Origin of the sequence: Nitrospira sp. SG-bin1 (assembly GCA_002083365.1) — a bacterium.
In the GTDB taxonomy this organism is placed as follows: domain Bacteria; phylum Nitrospirota; class Nitrospiria; order Nitrospirales; family Nitrospiraceae; genus Nitrospira_D.
On record LVWS01000019.1, the window covers coordinates 56294 to 68917 of the forward strand.

General features: G+C 56.3%; 9 protein-coding genes. 5 read left to right on the forward strand and 4 right to left on the reverse strand.

What is annotated here, in order from left to right; genetic code table 11:
• Positions 1 to 507 precede the first annotated feature (507 nt).
• Complete coding sequence (locus A4E19_16765; protein OQW35223.1) at positions 508 to 1515, forward strand: galactose oxidase; 1008 nt, start codon at positions 508 to 510, stop codon at positions 1513 to 1515.
• A 125-nt stretch (positions 1516 to 1640) separates the two neighbouring features.
• Here the strand turns inward: A4E19_16765 and A4E19_16770 are convergent, their stop codons facing one another.
• From A4E19_16770 to A4E19_16785, 4 genes are all read right to left on the reverse strand, one after another.
• Positions 1641 to 2123, reverse strand: a complete 483-nt coding sequence (locus A4E19_16770) for a hypothetical protein (protein ID OQW35224.1) — start codon at positions 2121 to 2123, stop codon at positions 1641 to 1643.
• Between the two features lie 115 nt (positions 2124 to 2238).
• A complete protein-coding gene (locus A4E19_16775) occupies positions 2239 to 4551 on the reverse strand; it encodes a hypothetical protein (protein OQW35225.1) in 2313 nt (770 codons plus the stop codon).
• A gap of 4 nt (positions 4552 to 4555) precedes the next feature.
• Positions 4556 to 4885: a hypothetical protein gene (locus A4E19_16780; protein OQW35226.1), complete on the reverse strand. Its 330-nt coding sequence runs from the start codon at positions 4883 to 4885 to the stop codon at positions 4556 to 4558.
• A gap of 240 nt (positions 4886 to 5125) precedes the next feature.
• Positions 5126 to 5644 (reverse strand): hypothetical protein, encoded by a 519-nt coding sequence (locus A4E19_16785; protein ID OQW35227.1) that lies wholly within the window; start codon positions 5642 to 5644, stop codon positions 5126 to 5128.
• A gap of 443 nt (positions 5645 to 6087) precedes the next feature.
• On the opposite strand from A4E19_16785, the gene A4E19_16790 reads away from it, so the two are divergent.
• The 4 genes from A4E19_16790 to A4E19_16805 all read left to right on the forward strand — a co-directional run bounded on the left by A4E19_16790 (position 6088) and on the right by A4E19_16805 (position 12609).
• Positions 6088 to 6642, forward strand: coding sequence for a hypothetical protein (locus tag A4E19_16790; GenBank protein ID OQW35228.1), 555 nt, complete (start codon positions 6088 to 6090; stop codon positions 6640 to 6642).
• The gene (locus A4E19_16795) at positions 6608 to 8884 is read left to right on the forward strand and encodes a hypothetical protein (GenBank protein OQW35229.1); all 2277 of its coding nucleotides are present in this window, start codon (positions 6608 to 6610) and stop codon (positions 8882 to 8884) included. The genes A4E19_16790 and A4E19_16795 overlap by 35 nt, the downstream gene beginning before the upstream one ends.
• A 629-nt stretch (positions 8885 to 9513) precedes the next feature.
• Positions 9514 to 11499, forward strand: a complete 1986-nt coding sequence (locus A4E19_16800) for a DNA topoisomerase (GenBank protein ID OQW35259.1) — start codon at positions 9514 to 9516, stop codon at positions 11497 to 11499.
• A gap of 6 nt (positions 11500 to 11505) precedes the next feature.
• On the forward strand, positions 11506 to 12609 hold the full coding sequence (locus A4E19_16805; GenBank protein ID OQW35230.1) for a DNA topoisomerase VI: 1104 nt from the start codon (positions 11506 to 11508) through the stop codon (positions 12607 to 12609).
• The last annotated feature ends 15 nt before the right edge of the window (positions 12610 to 12624 follow it).

A 12624-nucleotide genomic window follows, 5' to 3' on the forward strand; every position in this document is an offset into this window, starting at 1 on the left:
ACCTCGTTGCGCGTGCCGCCCGCTCTTCATCGCGGGCGGATAATCACCACCCGAGTATTTTCTATTCCTTTGTGTAACCTGCGGACTCTTTTTCGTTTTATCGAATTGGCGCTCGCGGATAAATACCTCCAGTCTCTTGCTCTAATACCGCACTTCCTGCGTACCGGCGGCTCATCCCTCATTGACGCCGCCAGAAAGAGTCTTCAACCCACCAGTGTTATGTTATCGATCCCTAGGCTCTGTATCGTTTTTTCGTAATTGAGGCCGGCGGAGAGTATCTTCACCTCACCCGTGGCAATTTCCCTGGGTTGACCCGGCGCCTCTCTCTATCGCTGTATCCTGATTGACTGCGCCGGATAATTGTCTCAGATGTTCACCTTTTCTCACTTGCTCTCTGTATTCACGTGTCACCCACATGCTCGGGCCCCACCTAGCTTGTGAATGGTCCTGAAACTGCTACTATTTACTCCGTCAATTAGGGGACGCACTTATCGCTTGGTAAATCTGATGTCTGTGTTGGTTCCGGTCTTTGCTGCACTCTTGTTCTTCACGCTATCGGTCTCCAGTCATCCAGCGCAAGCGGACCTAGATCGGGGCAATTGGCGTACAGCAGCTCCGATGCCGACGAAGCGAACGGAGGTGGCGGCTGCGGCACTGGATGGCAGGATTTACGTGGTCGGCGGGTTTGAAAAGCCCGGCTTGGGCAATGTGTTGAATTTCGCGACCACGCGATCCGTCGAAGTCTATGATCCCGCGACGGACCAATGGACTTCCAAAGCGCCGCTGCCGGTTGGTCTACATCATGTCGGGATCGGTGTGGTAGGTGGGCAATTATATGTTATTGGGGGATACAGCAAATCAGCATTCAGTGTCTGGAACCCTGTGGCGACTGTCTATGCCTATGATCCAGTTAGGGACAGCTGGACTGAACGTGCCCCGATGCCGACGGCACGCGGCGCACTGTCGGTCACGCAACAAGATGGAAAACTTTACGCCATCGGAGGTTATGATCGGAAGACGAACAACGCGCAGGTCGAAGTGTATGATCCCGTGCGAAACGAGTGGACAACGGCTGCATCTCTACCGACCCCTCGTGATCACCTCGCGACCGCGACAGTCGCCGGAAAGATTTATGCGATTGGCGGACGGGTGAATGGAGACTATTCGCAGAACCTCGCTGTTATGGAACGGTATGACCCATCGACTGATCGTTGGACGCGCGTCGCGGAACTTCCGACCGCTCGGAGCGGCATCACGGCTGCTGTAGTCGAAGGACAAGTCTACGTATTCGGCGGCGAAGGGGCCGGCGGCACATTCGATCAGAACGAGGCCTATGACCCGGTCCGAGACACATGGCTCACCATGGTTTCGATGCCAACTGCGCGTCATGGCCTTGGGTCGGGAGTGGTACAAGGGCGGATTTATGTGATCAGTGGTGGCCCGACTCCCGGCGGGTCCTTCAGCGATCTGAACGAAGTCTTTCTCCCTCCAGGAAGCAGTGTGAAAACCGACTGATCCGTTTCCGCCGTATCTTTGACGACAGAGCGTATCATCTCCTCAATAGACCGAGCTCCCAGACATTCTATCTCCGATGTACGTCAAGTGCCGGACTCATCGCGAAAATCCGAGCGAGGGTCACGTTATCTGGTGGAATTTAGAAGGGTGGCACCACCGATGAGAAGAAAGTATCCGGTGTTATAGAAGGCGTGCAGAATCATGGAGGGATATACAGATTCGAATCGATCTCGCAGGAAGCCGAAACAGAGGGAAGGAACGAACACGAGTACCGTCCAAGAGACGGAATGGCTGGCCAGATGGGCCACTGTGAATAAAAGAGATGTCACAAGGTTGGCAAGGGATAGCCCACTCCACGTTTTCTCTTTCCCCCAGGATTGCGACAAATATCCCTGGACGATCCCACGGAACAGCAATTCCTCGAGCAGCGGCTGCCAAAGGATCACAGAGAGAAAAGCGGGCGACCAGATCGCATGCCATGGCAGTGGTTGAAACGCCAAGAAACCTATCATGGCGAGCCATGCCATCGGGCCAAGAGCGAACAACCCGAGGAAGACGGGATCCCGATGAAACGGACGAGGGTGGTGAAGGGCCAGTAATGTCATCATATGCGCCAAGCTGCTTGATGGAGGGAGTACTCGGAGGGAACGCCTCGCACCTCCATCCTGCTGTCGGAGTCCAGCTTCCGCTGTGACGACATTCCTCGCGTTTCAAAACTCAATCTCATCGGCGCCTTGCCCTCCACAACAAGGCTGCGAGGGACATGAATAACAGAGTTGGCAGCAGTATGTCTCCGGTCGTACCGGCGGCTATCGTACAGCCTCCTCCGCCCTCGCTCGCTGCCGGTGGAGGCGGCGCAATGTTGAAGGTCGCAGTGACGGTGGCATCCTGGGTGAGCGAGCAGGGGCCGGTTCCCGTACAGTCTCCGCTCCATCCTGCGAAGGCAGATCCAGGATCGGGTGCGGCGGTGAGAGTGACAGTGCGACCTTGGAGAAACTGTCCCCGGCAGGTCGCTCCACAGTTAACTCCGGAGGAATTGGACGCTACCGTGCCGGTGCCTGCGCCTGTCTTGGTTACCGTGACGGTAAAATGTGCCACCACGCTGGCCAACGCGGCTCGGGCATTGATACGCCCACCCGAGGAGACCTTTCCAGCCAACGAAGTCTTCCGGTCCACGGTGTTCAGGATTGCGTTCCTGAGTTGGGCCACGGTGAGGTTGGGATTGACTGAGAGCAACAAGCCGGCGAGTCCCGCCACATGAGGGGTGGCCATCGAAGTGCCCTGAAAGAACTGGTAGTCCGTGGTTCCCGAGGGCGAGCCTGAAACGCAGACAATGCGGACATCGTCCAAATACACGCCGTCGAAGACCTGGGTTTCGTTCGATATGAATCGAAAGCGAAACCGTGAGTCGGCCACGCCATCTGCGATGTCACCCCAGGTGATGGGAACGAATTGGGCATTGCTGCTCCCGGAAACGCCGTTCATGATCTGCCAACTCGTCCCGGCGTTTCTCGAGACTTCTACAAGCACTCCATCGGTATCAAGCTCGGTCTGCAAGCGAACGCGGCTGTCCACCCGGCACCCTCTCTGTCCCGTGGTGCTGAACACCGGTCCGATCGCCAAGGAATCGGTGTCGTTCTGATAGCTCCCGGTCGGACTGTCGGTCAAGCTGTTCGGTTGGCTGAATGCCGTGGAATTGCTGAATCCCCAGGTGCTCTTGGTTCCCTCGAAGACATATCCGAGCCCGATCGGATTGGAATCGAAGGCATGGAAAAGGACATTCGTTACGTTTGATGTGGGTCTTGTGCTGTTGATTTCGATCCCCGGTGCGGCTACCTGGACGGTCGTAGACCCGAAATTTGAAAAGGTCGTCAATTGATCATTGTGGTCAGTCGCGGCGACTGCGATCACGTTGGCCAACGCGGCTTTCTGTTGCCCGTCACATACGGAAGGCGCGCTGAAATTTGAAGGAAAGTTCGGGACGCTGTCATTGTCGTCGCCGATTCGATCATTCCCACCGTTGCCTGCCGCCGCAACAAAAAGCACCCCCGCTGCATTTGCGGCACTCACCGCGTCATAAAAGGCCACGCTACACTCGGGTCCGATAAAACTCGCGTTAATCACGCGTGCGCCTTTGGCAATGGCATAGTCGATCGCGCTGATAATGGCGGTGGTGGATAAGGATCGGTCCACCCCTCCGGCTTTCAGCGCCATCAGCTTCGCGGTCCACATGACGCCTGTGACTCCCGTTCCGTTATTTCCGGCACCCGCGATGGTGCCTGCGACGTGAGTGCCGTGCCCTTCGTTCCCTCCAGGATTGAGATCGACAGGATCCATTGGGTCACTGTCGTTCATGTGAAAATCCCATCCCCGCACATCGTCGACCAATCCATTCCCATCGTCATCAACGCCATTTCCGGCAATCTCTCCCCGATTTGTCCAGATATTCGGTGCGAGATCCGGATGATCGTAGGCGATGCCCGAGTCGATGACTGCGACAATGACGTTTGGACTTCCCGTGCTGATATCCCAGGCTTCAGGGGCGTCAATGTCGGCATCTGATCGTCCTGCCGTTCCGTTGACAGCTTGACCCGTGTTATGGAGCCCCCATAATGTGTCGAACTGTGTATCGTTGGGAATGGCTTGTAACGAGTACAGGTAGTTGGGTTCGGCATACTCGACGGCGGGATTGCTTCGGTACTTCAAGACCGCTTCCTCCACCGACAAGGCACCGTCCAATTTATACTGATGAACCACCCCGGCGTTCGCTGATAGCGCAGTAAGTTCTTTGGCGCCCATATCGACATTCAGCGACGCGATTTTTGATGTGGACGCCTCATCCCGGAACTTGACGAGCACCTCTCCTGGGACATAGCGCGCAGGGCGACGCACGTCTCCTGATAACGCCGTCATTCCACCGGCTGCCTGTTTCTGCTTCGCATACACCAATCGATCTCCGGACATGAGTCCCGTCCATGTGACCGCGGCTGTCGCAATGCCTGCGAAGGCCCCGACCCAACAGAGCGCAATTTTCATCAGGCTACTTCTGCGTTTCGTACCGATAATTGGGCTCTGCATACTCGACCTCCGGATGTGACGTGAGTTCGGTGATCACGGATTCAATCGATCGATCGTTCAAGATCGTGACGTGATAAAGACGCCCCTGTTGGAGCTCGGCGATCAAGTCGGTTCGATTACTCTTCAGGATGGACACTATCCGCTCTTGGGAAACCCCGTTTTTGAACTTGACCAACACCTGACGCGGAACGAACCGCTTCACAGGAGATTCCGAGGCTTGTGCTGAAACGTGTGGTCCTGCCCCATTTCGGTGCGTTGCGTCGCAGGACATGGAGAACCAAACGGCGGACATGCACATCATGTTTGTCACAAGGCGCGTCATACGAAGAGATAGAGCGCGTAAGCACGTCATCGCGTTCTCAGTCCTAAACGCCGTCGATAACCCAGGACCTGTCTGATTAGGCGAATACATGTAATGGATCCCGCGCGCATTCAGATATCCCTCTTTCAGGGGACAAGGTAATACGATGCACACAGCTGATTGCCTTTGAGCGTGACCCGGTGGAGTGACCGGGCGTTGCGCTTCCGACGATCAGTCTTTCCGTGCAGAGGATCGCTCCACTTTTTGATGCACCCATCTGGTGGGCGTGGCGGCGCTGGAGATAAAAGCTTGGCCGAAGCCGAGCACAAAGTGAGCGTCCTCAAGCCGTAATTCACACAGACTAAAATCACCGAAGCCAAACATCATCTCGGCTTGGGGAAAACGCGACACGTATCGGTTCTTTAGTTCGCCATACGACGGTGTGTCAGATGGTAGTAAGACAGCTTCACCCTGAAGATTCAAGCGCCGCAGGGCCAGCGGATTTTTCTCGGGCGCATCCGGCTCCGCGATGAACAGGGACACATGAGGATCAGCCAGCAGATGCTGCGTATGAAGCGCCAATCGACTGACGTGAAGATACGCCTTGGTCCAGTCGGATCCGAACACATAGGGCACGTGTGATCCAAACGGACGTCCGTTTCGCATCGTGAGCAGCACGGCGGTGCGGACGTCCTGCACCAATGCCGACCATGCCTGTTGTACGTCCTGACTTGTCAGGGCTTGAGCCATGGTATTCCCCATCCAAATCGCAGGAAGGTACCCTGCCCGTTACGATGTGAAACGTCAAGAGGGATGTCTCCTCGGACTTCCTCCGCCGCGATGAGGAGCGACACATTAGTTTTCTTGACTGATTCATGATCGAAGCCTATCGTACAGAGGTGGGAGGAGTTAACGCCCCGAGGGAATATGGTTCAAAAGGGGATCAAGCGTGAGGATGGTGTGCATGCCCAGCTCGTACTGGGAAGCCTAAAGTTCTCCCAAGATCTCCGCCGTACCTAATCGTCCTCGGTTAGGTGCGTGCTCCTCCCACCCTAACGGTCGGCCACTCCCACTCCCCTCCATTCACTTCTTCGATTCACGCGCTGAACCCGCTTCGCCCGGTTTTCCAGGCACAGATAGGAACACCTGCTATACTTTGGGCCATAGCGGCATCATCCGGATGCAGAAGGCATATGAAAGGCTTCATGCTGGGTCTCCTCAGCGGTCTTCTGTTCTGGCCCGTGGACGGGTTCACGGAACTCTATAAGTGGACCGATGACCAGGGGAATTTTCATATCACCGACACACCGCCTCCCATGGTCCAAAAGAAGCACGCGACCACCGCGATACCGGCTCCTCGATCCGCATCGCCAAAGAAGACCAGAATCAGGCCGATTTTGCCGGGTCAATCCCGGGCGGAAGTTCACCCGATACCTGATCCGGCAATTCCCTCGCTTGCAGGCGAGGAACGTTCTCGTCAACAAGCAGTCGAAGGTTTGAGTCCGAGCCAGGCCACGCAGACGAGTTCGTGGCAAGTCTTCGAACGCATTCAGTTGAACACTAAAGCTGCCGTTCGGCGATGGCAAGATGAACAGGGTCTTGATCACTTCGCCGATGTCTTGCCAGTGGCTCCGGGTCGTCCGGAAGCAACGCCACAGTCGGAAAATGTTTCTGTCTCGGCCTCTCAGCGCAGGGCTAACGAGCGGGTGACCGGTGTATCTCGTTCACGCCATTCGCCAACTGAATGAAACGAAGAATATGAATGCATGGAAACGATATCAGAGGATTGTGAGCGCCGTCCTTGTGGTCGTTCCTTTCCTTGCCGTCTCATCGATTCAGAATGCGGCCGGCTATTTCTCCGGCACTCCTACAACGTTCTCCGAGGATGGACGGCTCCTATTGGTCCAGACGGAAGAGCTGGTTGTCTGGGATCTCGAGACGAAGACGCTTGTGGCGAAGATTCCGGGCCTTCACTGTCGGCAGCTCGCGTTGCTGAAGCAGGAGGGGTGGCTGCTGTGCGTGGAAAGCAGCGTCACCATTTACGATTGGAAGAACCGAGCAACAGTGGCCACCATTCCTTCGGAATCGCGCGAGTCCTACCGGTTGCTTGCCTACTCGAGTGAGACCGATCGGATGATTCTCCGTCACGGGAGCGAAGCCGTGTCGGTCTGGCAGGTAGGGAAGAAGTTGGTCCCACTCAAACACATCGCCTTGGATCAGACGAAAGACGTTTCTTCGGTGGCCGCCTCGCCCGATACGAAAGTGTTGGCGATAGCCCAAGGCCACACCATTCATCTGCACGACCTCACCCGCATAAGCATCCGCGACCTCGTCATTGAGGGGGCAAAGCCACGGGATTTGCTCTTTGCCCCCGACAGTTCTCGTTTGGCGGCGAGTGTGGGCAAGACGATTCTTCTTATCGATCCCATGGAGGCCTCCATAGTCACGCGTGCCACGGTGACGAACGCTGACGGGGCACAGGGCCCCCTTACGCCCGAGGCCTTCTCACGGGACGGTCATCGTCTGGTGGCAGCCAACGGGGGCTGGAGCTATGCGCTGTTCAATACTGATACGGGCGACTTGGTGACTTCGACCGAGTTCACCTATGCGGCTCAAGGGCGCGGAATGCGCTCACCGACACAGCTTCGTGCCGTCGACATTGCTGCCGACGCAGAGTATTTGGTGGGACAATCGGAGCATCTCCACACGTTACAGATCTGGGACCTCCACACCGGTGCGATGTTACCGGACCTGTGCGGAGAGGATTGCCGCGGCATGGGCCCCGGCGTGTCGTTGCTCAAATGGTCTCCCACTGACTTGAAGATCGTGGTTGGGATGCGGGGAGGTCTCAACTCGGATGTGGACGGGAAGATATCGGTTTGGGATGTGAACTCACGCTCCCCGGAATTGGTGCTGGACCCCGGTCAGCCGCAGGCCAGGGTATTGGCGAAACGATCGACTCCACCGACGTTTATTACGACGACACCTGCCGTGCCGGCGTTCGTCCATGCGCGAGCCTTAGTGGCAGTAGCGACGTCTCCCAGTGCGAATCTGCTCGTTACGAGCGGCGACGAAGGACTGTTGAAGATATGGGACCCTGGCCAAGGCCTGTTGCTGCGTCAACTGGCGCTGTCTACTCCGGCCAATGCGCTGGCGTTCAGCGCCGACGGCGCAATCCTGGCCGTGGGCACCGGACAAGGAGACATACGCTTGTGGGAGACCCAGACCTGGCATGAATTTGCACCCCATTCAAGCAAGCAAGGTCGGATCAACGCGTTGCAATTCCTTCCAGGGAACCGGTTTATCGTTGTGGCGGGGGAGCGACCGAATGTTCAGGTCGTGGACCTTGTCACTCGGACGGTTGCGAAAGAGCTGGTGCTTCCAAGCCGCTCTCCCGCCTGCGGGGAGAAACGATGTGCAACGAAGCGCGCCGGACAGGGGGAAGTCGTCGACAGGTTGAGTTTCCTGGATGGAAGTTCGTATCTCTTGACGACCTCGCCATCCGGCTCTGTCTTGTGGGACATCGCAACCTGGCGCGAAGTCGAGAAACCGGCCGGGATGCCGGCAGTCTGGTCCGGGCTTGGATGGAAACATCCCTTTGTGTGGACGAACAGTCGTTCCCGTGATTCGAAAGCCTTCACGCTTACCGTTTGGGATACCAAGCGCAGCGGTGTTTCAGCAACCTTGGATACCTTTACCAAGCAGGATACAGAGATCGATCATGGGCCCCCTGTATCATTGGGAACTTCGATGGCGATGGATCCTTCCCATCGATGGGCCGCCACTCGCGTCGGAGAACATATTTCCATCTGGGACCTGTCGGCACAGGCCAAACGAAAGACCTTCCATGTCAAGACTCCGTATCATCTCCATTGGACGAGCGACGGCAAACATGTAGTCGTCACTACGCTCGACCGGAAAATCCTGGTCTGGTCGGCTGAAACCATGGAACCGGCGCACTATCTGCGCGATCCTTCCGTCATTCGATAGCGGACTGTTGATAACTTTATCACCGGTAATCTTTGCTGCATCCGTAAAAAGTCGCTGATTGAATAATGCCTTCTTGATCCGCATCAAAAACGATCCGACATACCTCATTCACTGTGCGACGGTATTTTCCATTTGAGCTAAACGTTGTAACGTCAAAATAGAGAAGCCGGCTCCCACCATCACTCAGGGGAGTTTCAGATCTGGGAGACCCCAATTCATTGATGAGCTGACTTCGATGCTTTCCCATAGAGGAATCCACTCTGTTAATCCAGATCCTGCTTTTCGCATCGTATGCGCAGTTCACGAAAAAAAGAACGCAGAGTATGAGTAGCGTCTCTCTCACGCAGTTATACACTTGTCCTATGGGTTTCAATTATGAGCGCTCCTCGAAGACTTCCATAAGGCCAACGAAGCTGTACATCCCAAAGATGGCCTTACCTGGCGGAGCCATCTGGTCCATTGTATCCGCGAAAGTTTTGTGGTACCAAACAATCAACGTGTCTCTTATGAGAGGGTGAATGGCAAAAAAGAAAGAATCCACACCAGATCCTGAATCGAAATCTTCCGCTTCCCGAGCCAACCCCGAACCAGCCGCTCCTCAAAAAGCCGCCGCTAAGTCGGCGGAGCGGGTGACTGCGGTTGAGATGGGGGCGCGTCAGCAGGAAATCTCCGTCTCGGAGTTTTTCACGAAAAACCGGCACTTGCTCGGCTTCGACAATCCACGCAAGGCGTTGCTGACCTGCGTGAAAGAAGCGGTCGACAACGCACTCGATGCCTGTGAAGAGGCCGGGATCCTTCCTGACGTGACGGTCAAGTTGGAGGTCGTATCGAACGGCGAGCCGGTTGCGCCCAGCCAGGCCAATCGTTTCCGTGTCACCGTGACCGACAACGGGCCCGGCATCATCCGTCAGCAGATTCCCAGAATCTTCGCGAAGCTGCTCTACGGGTCCAAGTTTCATCGGCTGCGGATGAGCCGTGGACAACAGGGCATCGGCATCTCGGCGGCCGGCATGTACGGGCAGCTGACCACCGGGAAACCGGTTAAAATCATTTCGCGCATCGGTCCCAAAGCCGCCGCGCATTTCTTCGAGGTCCAGATCGACACGAAGAAAAACGAGCCGCTGGTCCACGAGAACAAGCAGATTGAGTGGGCGCAGCCACGGGGGACGCAAGTCACCCTGGAAGTCGAAGGCAAATATCAGAAGGGTCGGGCGTCGGTCGATGAATGGCTGGAACAGACCTCGATCGCCAATCCCCATGTCAAACTGATCTACCACACCCCGGAAGGCGAGACGAAGGAGTATCCACGCACATATCATGAGCTGCCGCCGCAACCGCGCGAGATCAAGCCGCATCCCTATGGCATCGAGTTCGGCATGCTGCTCAAGATGTTGCAGGACACCAAGAGCCACACGGTCTCCGGTTTTCTCGCGGGCGATTTTTGCCGGGTGTCCCCGCAGATGGCCGATGACATCTGCAAGGCGGCGAAGGTTTCGCCAGACGCAAAACCACGCGAGCTGAAAGGGACGGCGGCGGAGACGCTCTATAAGACATTACAAGAAACGAAGATCATGGCGCCGCCGACCAATTGCATTTCACCGATCGGCGAGAAGGCGATCCTCTCGGGGCTCTATAAGCAGATCAAAGGTGAATTCTACACGGCGGTCAGCCGGCCACCGGCGGTCTATCGCGGCAATCCGTTCATCATCGAAGCCGGGTTGGCCTACGGCAATAGACCGCAGGATCAGAATAAGCCGCAGCAGCCGGCCATGCCGAAAGCCGAAGGCGAGCACGAGGAAGAAGATTCGGAGCTCGCCCGCGTGATCCGTTACGCGAATCGGGTGCCGCTGCTGTACCAGCAATCGGCCTGTGCGACGTTCAAGGCGGTCTTGAGCACGACCTGGAAGAATTATGGTTTGACCCAATCGCGAGGAGCGTTGCCCGGCGGACCGATGGTGATCTTCGTCCATATGGCGTCCGTCTGGGTGCCGTTTACGAGTGAATCGAAGGAAGCGATCGCGGATTACGATGAGATTCAAAAAGAAATCACCCTGGCGCTTCGCGAATGCGGCCGGCGATTAGGTCTCTTTGTTCGTCGGCGCGAACGGGCCGCGAGCGAATTTCGGCGGCGGAATATCTTCGAACTGTATATCGAAGAAGTGGTGGATGCCTGCAACCGGCTCAAGGGAGGCAAGCTGCCGAAAGAAAAGCTGAAAGAGCAGCTTCAGAAAATCGCCTCCGCCCGGACCGGCGGCCAGAAAACCGACGAAGCGTTGGGCAAGACCGGCGCAGGACCGGAGGGGCTCCCGCATTCCATCATCGTCACAGCGGAAGGAATCGAGGGAGAAACGGCCTTGGCGACGCAGGTGGAGGCTGATCGAGCTGGAATGGAGCCGGCGGCAGCTACACCGGATCTGCTTGGCGCCCCGCCGTCAGCTGAGCCGGCTTTGAAGGACAAGGTCGCCGAAAAGAGTCGGACGAAGACGTCGTCGAAGAAACCGTCTGCGAAATCAGAGCAGATTGCGCTTTTCGCCGGAAACCCAGGTGCGAAGAAGAAATCCGGAAGAACGCCTTCCAAGCCGAGCAAGACCGCGTCCACACGCAAACACAAATAGGACATCATGGCGACCAAGACAAAGAAAACCACAGTGGTCGAGAAAAAGCTGATCGGTCTGGCGGATATCGTCATCCAGGCGGCCGAGCGATCGAAGGATCCGACGTTTCAAATCCCGATCCGTGCCCTCTCGAATGTGTCCTTCAATGAACGGAAGGGCTTGATCGAGATGGGGGGGAAGAAACAGGAACGGTCGTTTTTCAACGTCGGCATGGCGAAGAAATTCATGCAAACGGTGCTGGTTGCCGACGCCCTCTCCGAATTGCAGCGGGCCGATCTCACGACGTCGCTTCGTGAAATTTACTACCGCACGAAACATACGATCCAAGATTCACACGAAAATACGTTCGATACGCAGGATGAATCCGATCCGGTCATTGAAGATCTGGAAGTGTCCCTGGCCGCCCTCCGAGAGGAACTGCATGTTCGAGCGGAGAACAGCGGCAGTATCGTCGGGCCGGTGGTCTTCGGCGATGACGGCGATCGCGTCGACTGCTCCAAATTGGGCAAAGGCGGATACTCAGTCCCGTCGATCGTGGAACCGGAGTATTTAGAAATCCGGCGCTGTACCGCCGATTTCGTGTTGCTCGTGGAAAAGGGCACGCAGTGGAACCGACTGTCGGAGGATAAGTTTTGGCGGCGCTACAACTGCATTCTTCTGACCGGCAATGGTCAGCCACCGCGTGGAGTGAGGCGCTTGGCCAGACGGCTCCATGAGGAACATCGGCTGCCGGTCTACGTATTGGTCGATAACGATCCGTGGGGATATTACATCTATTCCGTCGTCAAACAGGGCTCGATCAATCTGGCATTTGAGAGCCAACGGATGGCGATCCCCAAGGCGAAGTTCATGGGTCTTTCAAGTGCCGATCCGGAGCACTATGAGCTGCCGCGCAACGTCGGCATCAAGCTCAACGAGAAAGACATTGCGCGCGCGAAAGAGTTGATGAACTATCAGTGGTTCCAGAAGCCGGCCTGGCAGGCCGAGATCAAGCGCATGCTGACCAGCGGGTTGAAGTACGAACTCGACGCATTGGCCAATAAAGACTTCCAGTATCTCACCAAAAAATATCTGCCCAAGAAACTTCAGGAACGGGATTGGCTCGACTGATTCCGATTCCTCGAA